We start from the raw sequence: 21,025 nt of genomic DNA, 5'->3' as shown, positions 1-21,025 counted from the left end.
CCCGATGCCGCCGGCCAGGCCCGCGCGCTGCGCGCCGCGCTGCGCAAGGCCGGGCTGTCGCCGCAGCAGGTGGGCTACTGCAATGCCCACGGCACGGCCACGCGCATCGGCGACCCGATCGAGTGCGAGGCGCTGGCGCAGGTCTGGGGCGACGCGCTGGGCGATCTGCGCGTGAGCTCCACCAAGGCGCTGCACGGCCACCTGCTGGGCGCCGCGGGCGCGCTGGAGGCCGTCATCACCGTGATGGCGCTGCACCGCCGCGCGCTGCCGCCCAACATGCATGGGAGCGAGCCCGATCCGGACTGCGCGCTGAACCTGGTGGGCATGAACGACACCGATGCGCCGTCGCTCGAAGCGGCGGCGAGCAGTTCTTTCGCGTTCGGCGGCACCAATGCCGCGCTGGTGTTCCGCCGGGCCTGATTTCGCCGGTGCCGAAGGCAGCGTTCTTGCGAGACGCAGCCGACCGTGCCGCCTAGGCGACAAGGCTTGGGGTTATCACCCATCGGGCAAGCAGCAGCGACCTCTCTAATCGTCGCTTCGTTGTTTTACCCCCAGCCAATCCCATGCCCTTGAACACCAAGGCGCCCTTTGCGTCGACTGCGCCTGCAGGCATCGCCCTGGCCGTTTCCACTCTTATTCTTCTTGCCGGCTGCGCCAACACGCCCGCGCCGGGCTCGCGCAGCGTGACCATCGAGCGAACCGCCCATGGCATCGCCCACATCACCGCGCCGGACTACGAAGGCATCGCCTACGGCGTGGCCTATGCGCACGCGCAGGACAACGTCTGCCAGACGGCCGAGCACCTGCTCACCGCGCGCGGCGAGCGCTCGCAGTTCCTCGGCGCCACCGGCACCGGCGAGTTCGGCCTGGGTCGCCTGCCCAATTCGCAGATCGACCTGTTCGTGCGCAACCACATGGACGATGCCGTGCTGGCCCGCGCCGCCGATCCCGACCGCGAGGTGCGCTCGGCCATGCGCGGCTACGTGGCCGGCTACAACCGCTACCTGCAGGACGTGGGGCCCCAGGGCCTGCCCGAGGCATGCCGGGGCAAGCCCTGGGTGCGCCCCATGATGGCCAGCGACCTGTCGCGCACCACCGAGCTGTCGATGATCCAGGGCGGCCTGGCGGCCCTGGCGCCCGCGGTGCTCGAAGCCGCGCCGCCTGCTGTGAAGACGTCTGCCGCTGCCGAAGCGGTCGACCCGCAGCAGGCCGCGCTCGAGATCGCACGCTTGAGCTTCAACGCCAACCCCGAGGGCGGCGAGCTGGGCTCCAACGGCTGGGCCTTCGGCCGCAACGTCACGCCCGACGGCCGCGGCCTGGTGCTGGGCAACCCGCACTTCCCGTGGTTCGGCACCAACCGCTTCTGGGAGATGCATCTCACCATCCCCGGCAGCATCGACGTCATGGGCGCCACCGGCGGCCTCAGCCCCACCGTGGCCATCGGCTTCAACAAGGACGTGGCCTGGACGCACACCGTGTCCACCGGCAAGCGCTTCACGCTGTACGAGCTCAAGCTCGATCCGGCCGACCCCACCACCTACATCGTCGACGGCCAGCGCAAGAAGATGACGGCGAAGACCGTGGTGCTGCCGGCCGAATCCGCCGCAGCGGGCGCGCAGCCGGCGCGCAAGACCTTCTACAGCACCGAATGGGGGCCGGTGGTCTCGCTGCCGCGCGCGGGCCTGGCCTGGACCAGCACCACCGCCTACGCCATCCGCGACGTCAACTCGCTCAACACCCGCTCGGCCAGTGCCTGGATCAAGATGGGCCGCGCGCGCAACATCGCCGAGCTGCGCGAGGCCATGGGCAACCAGGGCATGCCGTGGATCAACACCATCGGCGCCGACCGCAGCGGCAACGCCATGTATGCCGACCTGTCCGTGGTGCCCGACGTGTCGGCCCAGCAGCTCAAGGACTGCGCGCCGTCGCCGGCCGCGGCGAAGCTCTTCGCCACCGCGGGCCTGGCCGTGCTCGACGGCTCGCGCGCCGCCTGCGACTGGAAGCGCGACAGCACCGCCGCCAGCCCCGGCGCCATTCCGCCGGCGCGCATGCCGGTGGTCGTCACGGCCGACTGGGTGCAGAACAGCAACGACAGCTTCTGGCTGGCCAATCCGCACATTGCCGCGCCCGCGAACATCTCGCCGCTGGTGGGGCCGATGGGCGTGCCGCAACGCCTGCGCACGCGCAGCGGCATCCTGGAGATCGAGGCTCGCCTGGCGGGCCGCGACGGCCTGCCCGGCAACAAGATGGGGGCGCAGGAGCTGCGCAGCGTGATCTTCCGCGACAGGAACCACGCCGGCGAACTGGTGATGGACGACTTGGCTGCCGCCTGCCGCAGCGCCGGCACGAGCCTGGGCGCCGACCAGCAGGCCGGTTGCCGCGCGCTGTCCGCCTGGGACCGGACGAGCACGCCGCAGGCCAAGGGCGCGCCGCTGTTCCGCGAGTTCTGGCGCAAGGCCAAGGACCTGCCCAATGTCTGGCGCGTGCCCTTCGACCCGGCCCGCCCGGTGGTCACGCCTGCCGGCCTGGACATGGCCACGCCCGCCACGCGCGACGCGGTCTTCAAGACACTGGGCGATGCCGTGGCCGCCGTGCGCACAGCCGGCTTCGCGCCCGACGTGGCGCTGGCCGATGTGCAGGCCCGCGTGGTCAAGGGCCAGAAGGTGGCCATCCCCGGCGGCGACGAATTCGAAGGCGTGCTCAACAAGGTGGAAAGCCAGGGCCAGCCGGTGATCGGGCCCCAGGGCTACAACATCAACTTCGGCACCAGCTACATCCAGGTGGTGGGCTTCGACGAGCGCGGCCCGGTGGCGCAGGCGCTGCTCACCTATGGCCAGAGCACCGACCCGGCCTCGCCGCGCGCCTTCGACCAACTGCGGCTGTTTTCGGAGAAGAAGTGGCTGCCGCTGCCCTTCCACCGCGCAGACGTGGAGGCGCAGCGCGAAGGCGCGCCGTTGCAATTGGCGTACTGACCGTTCGCCGCGCTCGTTGCGCCACGCAGGAAAAGGGAGCACGCCGTGCTCCCTTTTCTCTTGTTCCAGTCGCGCCCGGCGTACGCTGGCGCCCACGCGCGCTGTAGGCGCTCTCCCGCAGACGCGCTCCACATGCAGCGCCACCATGTCGACGTCCAACCGAAGCCAACCAGGAGACACGCATGCCCGCCGCCGAAGATCGCGAATTGCCTTCCGCCATCGAACTGGCCCGCCGCACCCAGTGGCGTTTTCCGGGCGAAAGCCCGGCCTACCGCGATGCCCGGCTGGCCCTGCTGGCCGAGGAGATCGAGCTGCGCCGGCACATCGAGCGCGTGGCGGCACAGCGGCGCGCGCTGCCGCCCGGCGGCGAGGTGCCGCACGACTACGCTTTCCAGGGCAAGCACGGCGCGGTGCTCCTGTCCGAGCTTTTCGGCGACCACGATTCGCTGGTCGTCTACAACTGGATGTACGGCCCGCAGCGCGAGCGGCCGTGTCCCATGTGCACGTCCATGCTCAGCGCGCTGGACGGCGAGATGCCCGACATCCTGCAGCGCACCGCCTTCGTGGTGGTGGCGCGCTCGCCCATCAGCCGCATGATGTCCTTTGCCATCGAGCGCGGCTGGCGCCACCTGCGCCTGTATTCCAGCGGCGGCACCACCTACAACCAGGACTATGCGAACGAGGATCCGGCCTCGGGCCAGGACAACGCGATGTTCAACGTGTTCAAGCGCGAGGGCAGCACCATCCGCCATTTCTGGGGCAGCGAGATGGGCATGGAAACCGCCGACCCGGGCCAGGATCCTCGCGGCGCGCCCGATCCGATGCCGCTGTGGAACATCCTGGACATGACGCCGCAGGGCCGCGGCAAGGACTGGTATCCGTCGCTGAGCTATCCGCTGGCCGACAACGAACGCGCCGTGGCGGCGTATTGAGCCGGCGCCGGGCGCCCCTCAGCGCCTGGGCGCCGGTGGCGCCTGCGGCTCGAGCGACCAGTTGGCCATGGCCTTGTCGGCCGCGCGCGCCAGGCCCTCGTTGATCTTGCGCGCAGTGAGCTGGGCTGACAGCTCCAGCTTCTTCAGGTCGCGCTCGGTGAGTTCCGGATTGGGCGCGAAGCTGAAGCAGCACAGGGTGCCATAGACACGCCCGTCGCTCAGCACGATGGGCGTGCTCAGGTGCGCGCCAATGGGAAAGTCGGTGGGCGGCAGCTCGGGCAGGCTCGGCTCCTGCGCCAGGTCGCGCACCAGGCGCGGCAGGCGCCCGTCGATCACGCGCTGGCAGAACGACTGCTCCAGCGGCGACGATTGCCCCGCCTCGATCACCCGCGCCGTGGGCGCGGTGTCCACGCGGCGGAACACGCGCTGGCCGTCGACGAATTCGGAAACGAACACCACGTCCATCTTCAGGTGCTCGCGGATCATGCGCAGCACCTCGGGGACGGCCTTGTCGATGAGCTGGTCGCTGCCCTCGGGCGTGGCGACCAGCAGTTCGCTCACCCGGACCTCGAAGGCGTCGGGTGCGTAGTCGGGTTCATGGAATGCCATTCGCCCGATTCTATGAATGCAGCGCAGCGCGTGTTTTCAGGGCCGGCATTCCCCGGTGGCATCGGCCTGCGGGGAAGCCGCCGTGCTGCGGCCATGGATCAGGCTCAGCAGCGGGCTGGTCATGGCGGTGGTGACCAGGGCCATCACCAGCAGCATGGTGAACAGCTGCGGGCCGATGAGGCCGGCGTCCAGCCCGATCTTCATCACGATCAGCTCCATGAGGCCGCGCGCGTTCATCAGCGAGCCGGTGGCCAGGCTGTCGCGCCAGCCGTAGCCCGACAGTCGTGCGCCCGCCGCGCCGCCGACGATCTTGCCCGCGGCCGCCACGACGACGACCAGCAGACCCAGCACCAGGCTGCCCGAGACGAAGGCGTCGGCCGTGGTCCCGAGGCCGGCCAGCGCGAAGAACAGCGGCATCAGCACCGCAATGGACATGGGCTCGATGCGCTGGACGAGCGAGTCCAGCAGGCGCTCGTCGCGCGGCAGGATCGCACCGAACAGGAAGGCACCGAAGACCGAATGCAGGCCGACCCATTCGCTGAACAGCGCGGTGCCCAGCAGGCCGAGCATGAGCAAGGCCATCACCGAGGCCGAAGGGTCGCCGTCGGGCGCATGGCGGCGCAGCAGCCAGCCGAAGCCGGGCCGCACGACCCAGTACAGCAATGCCAGCATGGCCACCACGCCGCCCGCCGTCTTCACCAGGCCGGCCAGGCCTTGGTGCGAACCGGCCCAGGCCACCACGACCGCCAGCAGGATCCAGGCGAAGACATCCGCCACCGCCGCCGCGCCCATGGCCAGCTGCCCGAAGGCGGTGTGCGTCTGCCCCCGGTCCTTCAGGATGCGCGCCATCACCGGGAAGGCGGTGATCGACAGGGCGGCCGCCATGAAGCCGGCAAAGGGCCAGAAGCCGACGCCCGCCGGCACCAGGCCCGGATACAGCAGCGGCGCCACGGCCACGCCCAGCGCCAGGGGCACGGCCACGCTCAGCGCGCCGACCGCGCCGGCCGACTTGAGGAGCGAGCGCATGCCCTGGTGCGAACGCAGCTCCAGCCCCACCACGAACATGAACAGCACCAGCCCCACGGTGGCCAGGGCCTGCAGGCCGGCGAGCGCGTTCGGCGCAAAGAGCTGCGCATGCCATTGCGGGAACAGCGCGCCCATGACGATCGGGCCGAGCATCAGGCCCGCTGCCATCTCGCCCACCACGGCAGGCTGGCCGAGATGGCGCAGCAACCAGCCGCAGGCGCGCGCGGTGCCAAGGATGACGATGAGCTGGAGCAGCAGGACAGTGACGGACATGCGCGAACCGCGGTGCGAAGACGAAGGGGCGCCGATGGTAGTTCAGGCGCCGGTGCCGGATGGCAGCGCGCTAGCTTTCTTCCCACTTGGGCCGCGACGGCAGCACGAAGTCGCCCTCGGGGCCGAGCGGATCATCGTCATCGGTGCGGACGGTGGCGGCTGCCATCAGCGCCGAGGTTTCGGCGCGCACGCCGTCCATGCGCCGGCGCCGCTCGTGTTCCGCGCGGGCGTCGGCAATGCGGGCCTCGTTGGCGCGGTACCGATGCCGTGCGACCGCCAGCGAGACAAGGCCTGCAACCAGGCAGAGCGTGGAATAGGCGAGGCCGAACAGGAGCGTGGTGATGCTGCCCGTCGGTTCGCCAGGGCCGTAGAGCGCCCACAGGCAGCCCAGCAGCGCCAAAAGCGAAACCAGGGTGGGCGCAAGGGCGCGGGTCGGTCGCGCGTTCCGCGTGGCCCCCGCAAGAAGAACGCTCAGGCAGCCTACGCTGCCGACCAGGAATGCCAGCGACAGCAGCGCGCCCCAGTCGCCGCCTGCGCGCACGGCGAGCGCGCCGACCTCGCGGGCCGCCAGCAGTCCGAAGATCAGCCAGGCCAGAAGCCAGCTGATGCCTGACCCCTGTTGTTGTCGGTCGTCATCGTCCACCGCCGCATGGTGGGTCCGGCCTATGTGGCCTGTCAACCCTGGGGGCAGTGGCAGGCACAGCATGCCGCCGCGTGGCGGGTCAGGCGAAGCGCACGGTCAGGGGTGGCAGCGGCGCCGCAAAATCGGCACGCCACTGCTGGCCTGGCTGCACCGGCCATGCATCGGTCCAGGTGCCGGTGGTGACCACGTCGCCGGGCTTGATCTCGGGGGCGCCGGCATAGTCCTGCAGTTCCTCGACGAAATGCAGCAGCGCATGCAGCGGGCCGTCCAGCACGTTGGCGCCCTGGCCGAGGTCCATCTGCTGGTCGCCATGCGACAGGCGCACGGTGCAGGCGGCCAGCAGCTTGTCGAGCGCTTCGCCGCTGCTGGAGAGCGCGCGCACCGGCGTGGCACGGCCCACCAGGAGGCGGCCATGCAGGCCGCTGTCGGCCACCGTCTCGGGCGCGCTGAACTTCCAGTTCTCGCAATGCGACTGCACGACCTCGAAGCCCGGCGCGAGCCAGTCGATGCATTCGAACAGCGCTTCGAGCGTGGGCGCGCGCGGCGGCGTGGCGCGCATGCCGAACACCACCTCGGGCTCCAGCCGCGGCTGGGCCAGCTGGGCCAGGCTCAGGCGGCCTTCATCGCCCTCGGCCCGGGTCAACGTGGTGTTCCACACGGTGCCCCAGATGGGCGCGAAGACGCCGTAGCGCTCCCAGATGGTCCGGTTGGTGAAGCCGACCTTGAAGCCCACCGGCTGCTCGCCGCGTTTCTCGCGCAGCGCGCGCACCGCCAGTGCGTCGCGGTAGGCCACCTCGAGGTCGGGCCAGTTGCCGGCATCGCGGTCTTGCGCAGGCCACAGCGTGCCGGCGTCGCTGTGCTGCAGCAAAAGTTCGGGCGTGAGGGTCATGGCCCAGTCTAGGACTGGGCGCGGGGTTTGACCAGCAGCCGCCGTCCCGCCCCCCATCCGCACCAGGCCATTGCCAGCGAGACGATCACGAACAAGATGGCGGAGGACTCGAAGCTGCCGGTCCAGCCGCGCAGCAGGCCGGCCAGCAGCGGACCGGCGGAGGCCAGGATGTAGCCGCCGCCCTGCGCCATGGCCGACAGCTGGGCCGTGGTGCCCGCATCGGGCGAGCGCAGCACGATGAGGGTGAGCGCCAGCGCAAAGGCCCCGCCCTGGCCCAGGCCCAGCAGCACGGCCCACAACCAGCGCCCGGACAGCGGCGCGAAGATGAAGGCCAGCATCGCCGTGCAGGTGATGACGGCCATGGCCACTGCCAGCGCGCGCTGGTCACGGCAGCGCGCCGCGATCGAGGGCGTGACCAGGCAACTGCCCAACTGCACGAGGATCGACACCGCCACCACATAGCCCGCTTCCGCGCCGTCGAGCCCGCGTTCGCGCAGCAGGGGCGCGAGCCAGCCCAGCACGATGTAGGCGAGGGCGGACTGCAGGCCCATGAAGCCCATCACCTGCCAGGCCAGCCGGTCGTGCCACAGGCTGCCGCTGCGCACCTGCGCATGCGCCGGCAGTGGCCGGGCGGCCAGCGCCTGCGGCGCCCACAGGATCAGCACCAGCGCCGCCGGCAGGGCCCAGGCGGCCAGCGTCAGCGCCCATTGGCCGTGGAACACGTTGCGCTCCAGCGGCACCGTGAAGGCGGTGGAGCTGGAGGCGCCGCCGCACACCGCGAGCGTGTACAGGCCCGTCATCATGGCCGCGTGCCGTGCGAAGTCGCGCTTGACCAGGCCCGGCAGCAGCACGTTGCCCACCGCGATGCCGGCGCCCGCCAGCGCCGTGGACATGAACAGCACGCCCAGGTGGCCCGTGCCGCGCAGCAGCGTGCCCACGCAGATCAAGAGCAGGGCGCCCAGCAGCACGCGCTCGGGCCCGAAGCGCCGGGCCAGCGCCGGCGCCGGAATGGCGAAGATGCCCAGGCACAGCAGCGGCAGGGTGGTGAGCAGGCTGGCGCCCGTCGGCCCCATGCCGGTGTCGCGCATCACCTCGGGCAGCAGCACCGAGATGCTGCCGAACACGGGCCGCAGGTTGAAGGCGATCAGGATCAGGCTGGCGCCCAGCAGCCACTGGCGGGCAAGGCTGGGCGCGGCGGTGGCGGCATGCGGGCCGTCCGCAGTAGAGCGGGGAAGGGAGGACATGGGGGCTGTCGACTCTAGCGGCAACCGGCGCCGCCTGCCGGCGGCGCGGCGGATGACCCCGCGTCGATGACCGGCGCGCGCCGGCATGCGCCCGCCTGCACGCTCCGCCACAATGTGCCGCGATGAGCACCCGCCGTCCCGATTCGCAAGCCCCAGCATTCGCCGAGTCCGAAACCCTGGCCGGACTGCCGATCCTGCCTTTTGCCGACGCCGCGGCCTGGCGGCGCTGGCTGGCGCGCCATGGCGGCAAGGAAAAGGGCCTGTGGCTCAAGCTCGCGAAAAAAGGCAATCCCGCGCCGAGTGTGGGCCGGGCCGAGGCCATCGAGGAGGCGCTGTGCCACGGCTGGATCGACGGCCAGCTCCAGGGCTACGACGACCTGTGGTGGCTGGTGCGCTTCACGCCGCGCCAGGCGCGCAGCAAGTGGTCACAGGTCAACTGCCGCACGGCGCTGCGCCTGATCGACGAGGGCCGCTTGCAGCCGGCGGGCCTGGCGCAGGTGGAGGCCGCCAAGGCCGACGGGCGATGGGAGGCGGCCTACGCATCGCAGAGCGAAGCCACTGTTCCGCCCGACCTGCAGGCGGCGCTGGATGCCAACCAGGCCGCCGCCCAATTCTTCGCGAAGCTCAACGGCGCGAACCGCTTCGCCATCCTCTACCGCGTGCAGGAGCCCAAGCTGCCGGCCACGCGGGCGCGGCGCATCGAGCAGCTGGTGGCCATGCTGGCGCGGGGCGAGACCATCCACCTGATGCCGGAGAAGAAGAAGCGCGAGGCGGCAGGGCGCGGCGAGGACGACTTGAAGTAGAAACGCGGCTTTCCAGAACCATCCTTTTTTTGGAGATTCCATGACATCGAAGATCACCGTCGAGACCTGCGTCCGCGCCCCCGTCGCCGAAGTCTGGCGCGCCTACACCACGCCCGAAGACATCCGGCAGTGGAACGCCGCATCGCCCGACTGGCACACCACGGCCGCCACGGTGGACCTGCGCGAGGGCGGTGCCTTTTCTTCGCGCATGGAGGCCAAGGACGGCAGCATGGGTTTCGACTTTGCCGGCACCTACACGCGGATCGTGCCGAACCAGCGCATCGACTACGCCTTCGGTGAGCGCAGCGCCACGGTGGAATTCATCGACCAGGGCGATGGCGGCGTGCTGGTGCGCGTGAGCTTCGACCCCGAGAACGAATTTCCGCTCGAGCAGCAGCGCGAAGGCTGGCAGGCGATCCTCGACAACTTTGCGCGGCACGTGCAGGCGCGCCGCTAGCCGGGCATGCCCAGGTACGTCGCCTTCCTGCGGGGCGTGAGCCCGATGAATGCCAAGATGCCCGAGCTCAAGAAGTGCTTCGAGGCCGCCGGCTTCACCAACGTGCGCACTGTCCTGTCGAGCGGCAACGTGGTGTTCGATGCGCGCGCTGCGTCCGAGCCGGCGCTCGCGCGCAAGTGCGAGGCGGCCATGCACAAGGCGCTGGGCCGCAGCTTCTACACCATCGTGCGGCCGGTCTCGCACCTGCGCGAATTGCTCGCCACCGACCCCTTCGCCGCGCACGGCGTGCCGGCCAAGGCCAAGCGGGTGGTGAGCTTTTTGCGCGAGGCGCATGCCCCGAAGGCGGCGCTGCCGCTGGCGCAGCACGAGTCGGCGGTGCTGTGCATGATCGGGCGCGAGGTGTTCTCGGCGTATGTGCCCACCGACAACGGCCCGGTGTTCATGCGGCTCATCGAGCGCACCTTCGGCAAGGACATCACCACGCGCACCTGGGACACGGTCGCCAAATGCGCCGACGCCTGATGGCTCTTTTTCTCCAAGGACTCCCATGTTCCCGAACGACGTTCTCCTGGCCTACCTGATTGCCGTGCTCGTGGTGGTGATCGCGCCGGGGCCCGACAACATCCTGGCCATCAGCCGCGGCCTGAGCCAGGGGCGGCTGGCCGCGGCGCTGTCCTCGGTGGGGGCGGGCCTGGGCATCATGGTGCACACCGTCGCGGCCACGCTGGGGCTGGCACTGGTGCTGCAAACTTCGCCGCTCGCCTTCTGGGTGGTGAAGGCGGTGGGCGCCACCTACCTGCTGTGGCTGGGCTGCAAGGCCATCTTCTCGCGCAGCCTCATCTCCTTCGTGCCGGCCGCGCAGCAGCCCTTGAAGCGGGTGTTTCTCACCGGGCTGCTGTCGAATGTGCTCAACCCCAAGCCGGGCCTGTTCGTGGTGGCCTTCATTCCGCAGTTCTGCGCCGCCACACGCGGCTCGGTGCCGGCGCAGATGCTGGTGTACGGCGCCATCTTCGCGGTGCTGACGGCCATCATCTTCACCGTGCTCGGCGCCTTCGCCGCGCAGCTGAGCCAGGCGCTGTCGCGCAGGCCGCGGCTGGTGGTGGGCGCCAACGTGGGGGCGGGGCTGACCTTCATCGCCGCGGGTGTGTCCATCCTTGCGCTCGACCGGCGGCGGTGAGGCCCGGCATGCATCGGGTCTTCGTGTTCGGCACCTTGAAGGAGGGGTTTCCGAACTTTGCGACGAACAAGGGCCGGCGGGTGGCGGGCGACTTCGTGACGAAAGAGCGCTATCCCTTCTACCTGGTGGGGGAGCGCCATTCGCCCTGGCTGCTCGATCAGCCGGGAGAAGGCGAGCGCATCGTCGGTCAGGTGTTCGAGGTCGATGAAGCTGCGCTGGAGGCGATGGACGTGCTGGAGCGGATCAACGAACCGGACGGCTATAGGCGCAAGACGATTTCGGTTGCATCGTGTGCAGCCGAGGATCCCACCCCCATCGATGTGTTCGTCTACATGAAGCAGACCGGCCACTTTGTCCGGTCCGAAGCGCGACTTGGGCCGCTGCGCGAGTACACGCTCGAACATGCCGCGCTCTATCGACCAAGACCGCGGTTGGAAGAGCTATTGCTGGACGGCGCCTTGTCTCAAGCGGGGGAACCTGCCGATCCTGCCTACTTCGAGAAGCTGCGCAAGCGGGTGCTGGGGTAGTACGGCCCGACCTTCTCAGATGAGGCTCGAAATCCGCCGCGCCGCCGCAAGCAGCGACGGCAGCATCGTCTCCTGCATCACCTTGGCACTGGTGCGATTCGCCTGGCCGCTGATGTTGAGCGCGGCCACCATGCGGCCCGCGCGGTCGGTGATGGGGGCGGCGATGGAGATGAGGCCTTCCTCCAGCTCCTGGTTGACCACGCACCAGCCCTGCTTGCGGGCCTGCTGCACGCGGGCCGTGATGGCCTCGCGCTCGGTCAGCGTGTGCTTCGTGAAGGCCTCGATGGTCGATGCCGCCAGGCGGGCCTGCAACTCGTCTTCCGGCAGGTCGCTCAGAAGCAATCGGCCCATGGACGTGCACCAGGCCGGCAGGCGCGAGCCCACGCCGAGGGTGATGCGCATGATCTTCTGCGTGGGCACGCGCAGCACATAGACGATGTCGGTGGCGTCGAGCACGGCGGCCGAACACGACTCCTGCACCTCGCGCACCAGGTCTTCCATCACGGGCTCGGCGCGGTTCCAGATGGGCATCGACGACAGGTACGCAAAGCCCAGGTCGAGGATGCGCGGCGTGAGGGAGAAGAGCTTGCCGTCGCTGGCCACATAGCCCAGCGTCTGCAGCGTGAGCAGGATGCGGCGCGCGCCGGCGCGGGTGAGGCCGGTGGCCGCTGCCACTTCCGACAGCGTCTGGCGCGGCGCCCTGGCGCTGAAGGAGCGGATGACTTTCAGCCCGCGTGCGAACGACTGCACGTAGGCGTCCCCGGGGCGGGGTGTATCAGTCTGTGCCTGGCGGCTTGTCATGACGGGCGATCCTCTCTAAAATTCATTATACGAACAAATGTTCGATATACGAACAATCATGCAGGCAGATCGCAAGTCGGTTGTTCAGTGCTTTCCCCCACCCAGGAGACAGATTCAATGATCGACAAGATCGCCGCCTCCATCGCGGACGCCATGTCCGGCATCCAGGACGGCGCCACCGTTCTCATCGGCGGCTTCGGCACCGCCGGCATCCCCAATGAACTCATCGACGGCCTGATCGCCCACGGCGCCAAGGACCTGACCGTGGTGAACAACAACGCCGGCAACGGCGACACGGGCCTGGCCGCGCTGCTCAAGGCCGGCCGCGTTCGCAAGATCATCTGCAGCTTTCCGCGCCAGGCCGACAGCTTCGTGTTCGACGAGCTGTATCGCAGCGGCAAGCTCGAGCTGGAACTGGTGCCGCAAGGCAACCTGGCCGAGCGCATCCGTGCCGCCGGCGCGGGCATCGGCGCCTTCTTCTGCCCCACGGGCTTCGGCACGCAACTGGCCGGCAATCGCGAAACGCGCGAGATCAACGGCAAGCAGTACGTGCTCGAATACCCCATCCACGGCGACGTGGCGCTCATCAAGGCCGAGCGCGGCGACCGCTGGGGCAACCTCACCTACCGCATGGCGGCGCGCAACTTCGGGCCGGTGATGGCCATGGCCTCGAAGAAGACCATCGCCACCGTGCACGAGATCGCGGAACTGGGCACCATGGACCCCGAGTCCATCGTGACGCCCGGCATCTTCGTGCACCACGTCGTCAAGATCGATCGCGTCGCCACGCAAGCCGGCGGCTTCAAGAAGGCAGCATGACCATGAGCTACACCCGCCGCACCAAGGACGAACTCGCCAAGCGCGTCGCGCAGGACATCTTCGACGGCGCTGTCGTCAACCTGGGCATCGGCCAGCCCACGCTGGTGGCCAACCACCTGCCGGCCGGCCGCGAGGTCATCCTGCATTCCGAGAACGGCATCCTGGGCATGGGCCCCGCGCCGGCCGAAGGGCAGGAAGACTACGACCTCATCAACGCCGGCAAGCAGCCGGTCACGCTGCTGCCCGGCGGCGCCTTCTTCCACCATGCCGACAGCTTCGCCATGATGCGCGGCGGCCACCTCGACATCTGCGTGCTGGGCGCCTTCCAGGTGTCGGCCACGGGCGACCTGGCCAACTGGCACACCGGCGAGAAGGATGCGATTCCCGCCGTGGGCGGCGCCATGGACCTGGCCATCGGCGCCAAGCAGACCTGGGTCATGATGGACTTGCTCACCAAGAAGGGCGAGAGCAAGCTGGTCGAGCAATGCACCTATCCGCTCACCGGCATCGGCTGCGTCAAGCGCGTGTATTCCGACCTTGCCACGCTGGAGTGCACGCCGCAGGGCCTGAAGCTCATCGACCTGGTCGACGGGCTGACGCACGCCGAACTCGAGAAGCTGGTCGGCCTGCCGATCGCCGCTGCCTGAACTGCCGCCTGATCCATCCACCATTCACCGGACTCCTCCCATGACCATCCACGAAGCTTTCATCTGCGATGCCATCCGCACGCCCTTCGGCCGCTACGGCGGCGCACTGTCGAGCGTGCGCGCCGACGACCTGGGCGCCATTCCGCTCAAGGCCCTGATGGAGCGCAATGCCAAGGTCGACTGGCAGGCCGTGACCGACGTGCTGTATGGCTGCGCCAACCAGGCCGGCGAAGACAACCGCAACGTGGCGCGCATGTCGGCGCTGCTGGCCGGCCTGCCGATGGACCTGCCCGGCGCCACCATCAACCGCCTGTGCGGCTCGGGCCTGGACGCGGTGGGCACCGCCGCGCGCGCCATCAAGTCGGGCGAAGCCGGCCTCATGATCGCCGGCGGCGTGGAAAGCATGAGCCGCGCGCCCTTTGTCATGCCCAAGGCGGAAAGCGCCTTCAGCCGCGCCAACGCGGTGTACGACACCACCATCGGCTGGCGCTTCGTCAACAAGCTGATGAAGGCGCAGTACGGCGTCGACTCCATGCCCGAGACGGCGGAGAACGTGGCCACCGATTACAAGATCGAGCGCGAGGCGCAGGACCGCATGGCGCTCGCATCCCAGCAGAAGGCCGTGGCCGCGCAGAAGTCGGGCTTCTTCGATTCGGAGATCGTGCCCGTCACCATCCCGCAGAAGAAGGGCGACCCGGTGGTCGTCAGCAAGGACGAGCATCCCCGCGACACCAGCCTCGAGGCGCTCGCCAAGCTCAAGGGCGTGGTGCGCCCTGACGGCACCGTCACGGCCGGCAACGCCAGCGGCGTGAACGATGGCGCCGTGGCGCTGCTGCTGGCCAGCGAGGCTGCTGCCGCCAAGAACGGCCTCACGCCGCGCGCCCGCGTGGTCGGCATGGCCACCGCTGGCGTGCCGCCGCGGGTGATGGGCATCGGCCCGGCCCCCGCCACCGAGAAGGTGCTGGCACTCACCGGCCTCAAGCTCGACCAGATCGACGTCATCGAACTCAACGAAGCCTTCGCCGCCCAGGGCCTGGCCGTGCTGCGCATGCTGGGCCTGAAAGACGACGACGCGCGCGTCAACATCAACGGCGGCGCCATCGCGCTGGGCCACCCGCTGGGTGCCAGCGGCGCGCGCCTGGCCACCACGGCCATCAACCAGCTGCACAAGCAGAAGGGCCGCTACGCGCTGTGCACCATGTGCATCGGCGTGGGGCAGGGCATTGCGGTGATCCTCGAGCGCGTCTGATTTCTCTGGCCGCGCCGGCTCGCGGCCATCTCCTGCCTTCTTTCCATTTCGGTTGCGGCCGGGCGCACGGGTGCCCGGCCGCAACCGTGTGTGCCCCCGATTCAAACCACTGGAGACGATCCTTGAAATTCAACCAAGCCCTGAGCCGCCGCGGTTTCGCAGCCGCATCCTTGGCCATGGCCGCCGCTGGCCTGCTGCCCGGCGCCGCAGTCGCGCAGTCCGCCGCCGCAGCGCAGTTCCCCACCAAGCCGGTGCGCATCATCACGCCCTTCCCGGTGGGCGGCGGCCCCGACGGCGTGGCACGGCTCATCGCGGACAAGCTCTCGCGCGCGTGGGGCCAGCCGGTGGTGGTGGAGAACCGCCCGGGCGGCAACGGCTTCATCGCCATCGATGCATGGAAGCGCGGTGCCAAGGACGGGCATGACCTGCTGGTGGCCGACAACGTGCACCTGGCGGCCTACCCGGCACTGTTCAAGAAGCTGCCCTACGACCCGGCCAAGGACTTCGATGCGCTGCTGCCGCTGTTTCGCACCTACTTCTTCTTCACCGTGCCGGTCGACAGCAAGTACAAGAGCGTGGGCGACCTGATCGCCGACGCCAAGGCGCATCCGGGCAAGCTCAACTACGGCTCCTGGTCGGTGGGCAACCCGGTGCACCTGGGCTCGGAGCTGTTCGAGTCGGCCACCGGCACGCAGATGGAGCACGTGATCTACAAGGAAACCACGCAGCTCTACACCTCGGTGGCCACCGGCGAACTGGCCTTCGCACTGGGCTCCAGCGCCACCGCGGGCCCGCTGCAGCGCGCGGGCAAGCTGCGCTTCCTGGCGGTGGCGGCGCCGCAGCGCGTGGCCGCCTTCCCCGACGTGCCCACGGTGGGCGAGTCCGGCGGCCCCAAGGGCTTCGAGGTGATCGGCTGGAACGCGATCGTGGTGCCGCCGGGCCTGCCGGCCTCGGTCACCGACAAGATCAAGCGCGACATCGAGAAGGGCCTGGCCGAGGCGGATGTGCAGGAGAAGTTCAAGAGCTTCGGCTACGAACCTTTCCCCACCACGCGCGACCAGTTCAACAAGTTCGTGCAGAGCGAGACGCAGCGCTTCACCGACGTGATCCGCAAGGCGAACGTGTCGCTGGACTGAAGCGCCACGCGCAACGGCAATGAACAGGGCGCCACCGGCGCCTATCAGAAGCTGTGGCCGAAGCGGATGTAGAACCCGTGGTTGTCGCCGCTGCCCTTGGCGTAGTCCACGCTCACCAGCATGTTCTCCTTGGGCTTGATGATGTAGAAGGCGCCGAGGCCCGCCATGGGGTAGAGGTTGTCGCCGCTGCAGGACTTGCCGTCGCCGTACAGGCAGGTGGCGCCGGCGAAGACCTTGCCGCCCCATTGCGGCCGGAACATGTAGCGGTTCTCGGCCTCGAAGGCCAGCGAGTTCTTGCCCAGGTACTGGCCGCGCGTGTAGCCGCGCATCTGCACCGTGGCTTCGCGTGAAGCCGGCGCGTCGTGCGTCCAGCGGGCGCTGGCATGCAGGGCCACCACGTTGTTCTCGCCGGTGCGCACATACCAGCGCCAGTCGGCGTTGTAGACGTCGTAGCTCACGTCGCCGCCCAGGCTTTCGCGAAACGCCACGTTGTAGAGCTGGGCGTACGCGCCGCTGGAAGGGTTGTGCTGGTTGTCGCGCGAGTCGTAGCTCAGGGCGATGCCCAGGCCCGCAGCGTCCACGCCGGTGATGCCTGCCTCGTCGAGGATCTGGTCGGACAGCACGTCCACGCCATCCACGCCGTAGTTGGAACGCACGGCCTGCACGCCCAGGTACAGGTGCGGCATCACGCGGTGCTGGTAGCGCAAAAAGTAGCCGCGGATCTGCTCGTCGTCATGCACTTCCAGGCCGGTGCCCAGGAAGTCGAGGTAGTCGTTGGTGGCCTTGCCGCCGGCCATTCCGACGACGACGCGGTCGCGGTCTTCATTGAAGTAGAGCTTGCCGCCGGCCCCGACCGTGGACGAGCCGGTGTTTGAGTACTTGGCCTGCACGCCGATCAGCGAGGGCGGCGACGCTTCGTCGAAGCGGTGGATGTAGGCGCCCATCGCGCCCACCGAGGTGCCGAGCTTGGGGCCACTGCTCACCAGCGGCACCAGCAGCCAGGGGGAGCGCGCATGCTGCGCCATCGCGCCCTTGTCCTCTTCTTGCGGCTGTGACTCGTGTTGGCCCTGCTCTTGGGCATGCGCCACCAGGCAGATCGACGCCGCCAGGGCGGCCAGGCAGCGAGAGGCTTTGCGTTGCGTGTCTTCCATCATCGACGCGCATGCTGAAGGCGCGGCCGCCTGCGGTCAAACTTTGTCGACGCGACTGTCTCGGTTCTTTAGTCCTTTGGTTGACTTGTTCGAGACGGCTTACAAATGTAACCTGATGTACTCCAAATCGTTGCATCAGGAGTTTCTGTGGATCTCGACAAACGGCGCTGGTTGCAAGGCCTCGGCGCCACGGCTGCGGGTCTCGCACTGCCGATGGCCTGGGCGCAGCCCGACGCGGCCGCGCGTGCGCGCACTTCCGGCCGCGCTGCTGCGGATGCCATCTGGCCCACCAAGCCGGTGAAGCTGCTGGTCGGCTTTCCTGCCGGCGCCTCGCCCGACCTGGCGGCTCGCGCCGTGTCCGAGCCGCTGTCGCAGCTGCTGCGCCAGCCGGTGGTGGTCGAGAACAAGCCCGGTGCCAGCGGCAACGTGGCGGCCGACCTGGTGGCCAAGTCCACCGACGAACACACCTTCGGCGCGCTGATCAACGGCAACCTGACGATTGCCAAGCTGCTGAGCGACAAGACGCCTTTCAACCCGGAGACGGACTTCGCGCCGGTGGGCCTGATCGGCACCGCGCCGCTGGTGTTCACGCTGGCCGGCAATGCGCAAGGCGACAACCCGGTGGACCTGGTGCACTGGGCGCGCAGCCAGGGCGCATCGGCCGTCTATGGCTCGCCGGGCAACGGCACCGTGGGGCATTTGGGCATGGAGCTGCTCAAGACGCGCACCGGCATCACCGCCAAGCACCAGGCCTTCAACGGCAACCCGGCGGTGATCAAGGCCATGCTGGAAGGCAAGGTGCAGATGTCGCTGTTGCCACCGGGTCTGGTGATGCCCCATGTGCAGGCCGGCAAGCTGCGTGCGGTGGGCGTGACGTCGCCCGAGCCCAGCCCGCTGGTCAACGGCATGAACACGCTGCGCGATGCATCGGTGCGCGGCGCCGACCTGGAGATCTGGACCGCGATGGCCGGCCCGGCCAGCCTGCCGGAGAGCATCGTGGAGAAGATGAACGCCGCGCTGGTGACGGTGATCCGCCGCCCCGAGGTGAGCAAGCGCCTGATCGAGGTGGGCTGGCAGGCGCAGCCCGGCACGGCCGACGCGCTGGCCTCGCGCATGCGCAAGGACACGGCGACGCTGGGCGGCGTGATCCTGATGCGCGGCATTCGCGCCGACGCCTGAGCTCAGTAGCGCCGGCCGACCAGGGCGAGGTAGTCGCCGCGCGTTTCTTCCGACACGCTGGACACCACCTGGCGCCACGGCGTCTGGTGGCGCGCGAGCAACCGCGCATCGGCCACCGAGCGCGAGCGGCAGAACCAGTGGCAGCTGTGCTGGAACAGCAGCAGCTCGGCCGTGATCATGTAGGCCCGGTCCTTGTCCTTGCGGTGCGCGCTGTTGTCGATGCCCGCCTGCAGGCCGCGCGCGTGCAGCTCGAACAGGCGGCGCGCATCGAACAGCCGGGCACGCGGCAGCAGCTGCTGCGCATACGGCAGGCCGAAGGGCAGCTTGCTCACCTGGGCCTGGGATGCCGGCACGCCGGCGAAGTCGCGCGCGAAGTTGGCCATCTGGCCGGCCAGCGTGCGCTCGGTTTCCAGCAGCATGTTCCACAGCGGGGTGCGGCGCTGCGGGTCCTGCTCGTCGAGCCAGCGCAGGTAGCCTTCCATCAGCTGTTCCATCAGGCGCTCGATCTGGTAGCCGCGCAGCACGCTGCCCAAGAGGGCGATGCGACGGCGCTGCTCGAAGGCGTTGAGCACGGCATAGCTGGCGGCCAGCACGAAGATCCAGCTGAGGATGCTCATGGAAGGAGGGAAAAGAGAAGGTCGCGCATGAGGCGATGAGTCTACGTGCTGTCCCTTTTCCCCTGTGCCTGCCAGACCAGCGTGGCGGCGGCCAGGTCTTCCAGCGCACTGCCCACGGCCTTGAAGACGGTGCGCTCTTCTGCGCTGGTACGGCCGGTTCGCTCGCCCTTGCACAGCTGCGCCAGCGTGGACTGCACCGCGTCCGCGCGCAGCTGGCCGCCGGCCATCGCGTCCAGCAGGTCGCCGGATTTCTTCAGCGCCTCTTCGGTGTCGACGAAGGTGCGGGCGCCGCCTCCGAAGCAGGACGGATCGGCTTCGCGCATCTGCGGCGTGAAGCTGCCGATGAGGTCCAGGTGCGAGCCGGGCGCCAGCCAGTCGCCCTGCACCAGGGGCGCGGTGGACAGGGTGGCGCAACTGACGATGTCGGCGCGCCGAACCGCGGCTTGCAGGTCGGGCACCGCCTGCGCGTTCACGCCCTCGGCCCGCCATTGCGCGGCCAGCTTCTGCGCGCCTTCGGGCCGATGGTTCCACACCATCACCTCGTCGATCCCGGGACGCACCTGCGCCATGGCGGCGGGCAGAAGGCGCGCCACGCGGCCGGTGCCCAGCACCAGCAGGCGCCGCGCATCGGCGCGCGCGAGAAAGGAAGCGCCCAGCGCGGCGGCCGCCGCGGTGCGGCGCGAGGTGATCTCGTCGCCGTCCATCAGCGCCAGCGGCACGCCGGTGCGGGCGTCGTACAGGATGTAGTTGGCATGCAGGCCCGGCAGGCCGCGCGCGCTGTTGCCGGGCCAGATGTTCACCGTCTTGATGCCCATGAAGCCGGCCTCGCTCCAGGCCGGCATGATCAGCACCGTGCCCGCGTCCGGCCCGACCTGCACCTGGTGCACATGGCGCAGAGGCACGGTGGTGTCGGCGGCAAAGGCGGCCTTCAGCGCGGGCACCAGGCGGTCGAAGCTAAGGGGCGTGCGGGTGGATGCGGCATCGAAGATCTGCATGGCGTGAAGGCGAGGGGTGTTGGGACTGGCGCTCGGCAGGAATTGTGGCGCGCCGCCACAATGGCGCCTTCGTCTTCCTGCCTCCGCCGCTTGTGCCGGCGCTTTCGTCTTGACGCTCCCCGTTATCACCAATGTCCACTTCTACATGGTCGCGGTGCCTGCCGTGCTGCTGCTGGGCATCAGCAAGAGCGGCTTCGGCGCCGGCTTCGGATCGCTGGCCGTGCCCCTGATGGCGCTGGCGGTGCCGGTGCCCGACGCGGCCGCCATCCTCATGCCGCTCTTGTTCGTGATGGACGTGCTGGGCCTGGCGGCGTTTCGGCGCGACGTGGACTATCGGCTGCTGAAGTTCCTGGTTCCCTTCGGGCTGGTGGGCATCGTGGCCGGCACGCTGCTGTTCCGGCTGCTGTCGCCGGCCACGGTGGCGGGCATCGTGGGCGTGTTCACGCTGCTGTTCCTGGCGCAGCGGCTGATGTTTCCGCCCAAGCCCAACGACCCGCTGCCGCGGCGCGAAGTGGGCGCGGTGCTGACGGTGGCGTCGGGCTTCACCAGCTTCATCTCGCATGCGGGCGGGCCGCCGCTCAATGCGTACCTCATTCCGCTGCGGCTGTCGCCCATCGCCTTCACGGCCACGGTGGCGTACTTCTTCTTCGTGGTGAACCTGAGCAAGTGGATTCCCTACGCCTGGCTGGGCCTGCTGGACCTGCGCAACATGGCGACCTCGCTCATGCTGATGCCGCTGGCGCCCATCGGCGTATGGGTGGGCGTGCGCATCGCGCGCCGCATCGACGCCAAGACCTTCTACCTGTTCATCTACGCGGGCATGCTCCTGGCCGGCCTGAAGCTGGTGTGGGACGGCTTCTTCGCGGGCTGACCTGACTT

22 protein-coding genes and 1 pseudogene are annotated in these 21,025 nt (G+C 69.2%); 14 read left to right on the top strand and 9 right to left on the bottom strand.

Annotated features, from left to right (window positions below; translation table 11 throughout):
- The 3 genes and pseudogenes from VSO01S_RS02720 to VSO01S_RS02710 all read left to right on the top strand — a co-directional run.
- Window positions 1–420: pseudogene (locus tag VSO01S_RS02720) on the top strand (beta-ketoacyl-[acyl-carrier-protein] synthase family protein); the annotation flags it as partial.
- 143 nt (window positions 421–563) lie between these two features.
- Window positions 564–2,972 (top strand): penicillin acylase family protein, encoded by a 2,409-nt coding sequence (locus VSO01S_RS02715; RefSeq protein ID WP_068640255.1) that lies wholly within the window; start codon window positions 564–566, stop codon window positions 2,970–2,972.
- Window positions 2,973–3,154: 182 nt separating this feature from the next.
- On the top strand, window positions 3,155–3,904 hold the full coding sequence (locus VSO01S_RS02710) for a DUF899 family protein (protein ID WP_068640254.1): 750 nt from the start codon (window positions 3,155–3,157) through the stop codon (window positions 3,902–3,904).
- Window positions 3,905–3,922: 18 nt separating this feature from the next.
- On the opposite strand, the gene VSO01S_RS02705 is transcribed toward VSO01S_RS02710, so the two are convergent.
- The 5 genes from VSO01S_RS02705 to VSO01S_RS02685 form a co-directional block, all read right to left on the bottom strand.
- The gene (locus VSO01S_RS02705) at window positions 3,923–4,513 is read right to left on the bottom strand and encodes a GAF domain-containing protein (RefSeq protein ID WP_084241638.1); all 591 of its coding nucleotides are present in this window, start codon (window positions 4,511–4,513) and stop codon (window positions 3,923–3,925) included.
- Window positions 4,514–4,549: 36 nt separating this feature from the next.
- Window positions 4,550–5,812: a cation:proton antiporter gene (locus tag VSO01S_RS02700; RefSeq protein WP_068640253.1), complete on the bottom strand. Its 1,263-nt coding sequence runs from the start codon at window positions 5,810–5,812 to the stop codon at window positions 4,550–4,552.
- Window positions 5,813–5,882: 70 nt separating this feature from the next.
- Window positions 5,883–6,455: a hypothetical protein gene (locus VSO01S_RS02695; RefSeq protein WP_068640252.1), complete on the bottom strand. Its 573-nt coding sequence runs from the start codon at window positions 6,453–6,455 to the stop codon at window positions 5,883–5,885.
- Window positions 6,456–6,534: 79 nt separating this feature from the next.
- Window positions 6,535–7,344 (bottom strand): 2-keto-4-pentenoate hydratase, encoded by an 810-nt coding sequence (locus VSO01S_RS02690; RefSeq protein WP_068640251.1) that lies wholly within the window; start codon window positions 7,342–7,344, stop codon window positions 6,535–6,537.
- An 8-nt stretch (window positions 7,345–7,352) separates the two neighbouring features.
- Entirely contained in the window at window positions 7,353–8,588 is a 1,236-nt protein-coding gene (locus tag VSO01S_RS02685; protein ID WP_084241637.1) for a CynX/NimT family MFS transporter, read from the bottom strand.
- 122 nt (window positions 8,589–8,710) lie between these two features.
- Here VSO01S_RS02685 and VSO01S_RS02680 point away from each other — a divergent pair, with 122 nt between their 5' ends.
- Genes VSO01S_RS02680 through VSO01S_RS02660 form a run of 5 tightly spaced genes read left to right on the top strand, consistent with a single transcriptional unit; the run spans window position 8,711 to window position 11,552 of the window.
- Window positions 8,711–9,391, top strand: a complete 681-nt coding sequence (locus tag VSO01S_RS02680; RefSeq protein ID WP_068640250.1) for a YdeI/OmpD-associated family protein — start codon at window positions 8,711–8,713, stop codon at window positions 9,389–9,391.
- 40 nt (window positions 9,392–9,431) lie between these two features.
- Window positions 9,432–9,848, top strand: coding sequence for an SRPBCC family protein (locus VSO01S_RS02675; protein WP_068640249.1), 417 nt, complete (start codon window positions 9,432–9,434; stop codon window positions 9,846–9,848).
- A 6-nt stretch (window positions 9,849–9,854) separates the two neighbouring features.
- Complete coding sequence (locus tag VSO01S_RS02670; protein ID WP_068640248.1) at window positions 9,855–10,370, top strand: DUF1697 domain-containing protein; 516 nt, start codon at window positions 9,855–9,857, stop codon at window positions 10,368–10,370.
- Between the two features lie 25 nt (window positions 10,371–10,395).
- Complete coding sequence (locus VSO01S_RS02665; RefSeq protein ID WP_068640247.1) at window positions 10,396–11,025, top strand: LysE family translocator; 630 nt, start codon at window positions 10,396–10,398, stop codon at window positions 11,023–11,025.
- An 8-nt stretch (window positions 11,026–11,033) separates the two neighbouring features.
- Window positions 11,034–11,552, top strand: coding sequence for a gamma-glutamylcyclotransferase family protein (locus tag VSO01S_RS02660; RefSeq protein WP_084241636.1), 519 nt, complete (start codon window positions 11,034–11,036; stop codon window positions 11,550–11,552).
- A 15-nt stretch (window positions 11,553–11,567) separates the two neighbouring features.
- Here VSO01S_RS02660 and VSO01S_RS02655 read toward each other — a convergent pair whose 3' ends face one another.
- Window positions 11,568–12,353: an IclR family transcriptional regulator domain-containing protein gene (locus tag VSO01S_RS02655; RefSeq protein ID WP_068640246.1), complete on the bottom strand. Its 786-nt coding sequence runs from the start codon at window positions 12,351–12,353 to the stop codon at window positions 11,568–11,570.
- A gap of 117 nt (window positions 12,354–12,470) precedes the next feature.
- On the opposite strand from VSO01S_RS02655, the gene VSO01S_RS02650 reads away from it, so the two are divergent.
- From VSO01S_RS02650 to VSO01S_RS02635, 4 genes are all read left to right on the top strand, one after another.
- Entirely contained in the window at window positions 12,471–13,172 is a 702-nt protein-coding gene (locus tag VSO01S_RS02650) for a 3-oxoacid CoA-transferase subunit A (RefSeq protein WP_068640245.1), read from the top strand.
- On the top strand, window positions 13,169–13,819 hold the full coding sequence (locus VSO01S_RS02645) for a 3-oxoacid CoA-transferase subunit B (RefSeq protein ID WP_068640244.1): 651 nt from the start codon (window positions 13,169–13,171) through the stop codon (window positions 13,817–13,819). The genes VSO01S_RS02650 and VSO01S_RS02645 overlap by 4 nt, the downstream gene beginning before the upstream one ends.
- Window positions 13,820–13,859: 40 nt before the next feature.
- Entirely contained in the window at window positions 13,860–15,068 is a 1,209-nt protein-coding gene (gene pcaF, locus VSO01S_RS02640; protein WP_068640243.1) for a 3-oxoadipyl-CoA thiolase, read from the top strand.
- A 176-nt stretch (window positions 15,069–15,244) separates the two neighbouring features.
- The gene (locus tag VSO01S_RS02635) at window positions 15,245–16,204 is read left to right on the top strand and encodes a Bug family tripartite tricarboxylate transporter substrate binding protein (RefSeq protein WP_068640263.1); all 960 of its coding nucleotides are present in this window, start codon (window positions 15,245–15,247) and stop codon (window positions 16,202–16,204) included.
- 44 nt (window positions 16,205–16,248) lie between these two features.
- Here the strand turns inward: VSO01S_RS02635 and VSO01S_RS02630 are convergent, their stop codons facing one another.
- On the bottom strand, window positions 16,249–17,355 hold the full coding sequence (locus VSO01S_RS02630) for a BamA/TamA family outer membrane protein (protein WP_161944414.1): 1,107 nt from the start codon (window positions 17,353–17,355) through the stop codon (window positions 16,249–16,251).
- A 147-nt stretch (window positions 17,356–17,502) separates the two neighbouring features.
- On the opposite strand from VSO01S_RS02630, the gene VSO01S_RS02625 reads away from it, so the two are divergent.
- Window positions 17,503–18,534, top strand: a complete 1,032-nt coding sequence (locus tag VSO01S_RS02625) for a Bug family tripartite tricarboxylate transporter substrate binding protein (protein ID WP_068640241.1) — start codon at window positions 17,503–17,505, stop codon at window positions 18,532–18,534.
- 2 nt (window positions 18,535–18,536) lie between these two features.
- On the opposite strand, the gene VSO01S_RS02620 is transcribed toward VSO01S_RS02625, so the two are convergent.
- Both VSO01S_RS02620 and lhpI read right to left on the bottom strand, forming a co-directional pair.
- Complete coding sequence (locus tag VSO01S_RS02620; protein ID WP_068640240.1) at window positions 18,537–19,151, bottom strand: hypothetical protein; 615 nt, start codon at window positions 19,149–19,151, stop codon at window positions 18,537–18,539.
- A gap of 41 nt (window positions 19,152–19,192) precedes the next feature.
- Window positions 19,193–20,146, bottom strand: a complete 954-nt coding sequence (gene lhpI / locus VSO01S_RS02615; RefSeq protein WP_068640239.1) for a bifunctional Delta(1)-pyrroline-2-carboxylate/Delta(1)-piperideine-2-carboxylate reductase — start codon at window positions 20,144–20,146, stop codon at window positions 19,193–19,195.
- A 109-nt stretch (window positions 20,147–20,255) separates the two neighbouring features.
- Between lhpI and VSO01S_RS02610 the strand changes: the two genes are divergently transcribed.
- A complete protein-coding gene (locus VSO01S_RS02610) occupies window positions 20,256–21,017 on the top strand; it encodes a sulfite exporter TauE/SafE family protein (RefSeq protein WP_153305108.1) in 762 nt (253 codons plus the stop codon).
- Window positions 21,018–21,025: the final 8 nt, after the last annotated feature.

The sequence above is a fragment of the Variovorax soli NBRC 106424 genome, assembly GCF_001591385.1.
In the GTDB taxonomy this organism is placed as follows: Bacteria; Pseudomonadota; Gammaproteobacteria; order Burkholderiales; family Burkholderiaceae_C; genus Variovorax; species Variovorax soli.
Note: the sequence above shows the minus strand (reverse complement) of the source record. Positions and strands in the feature narration are given on the sequence as shown.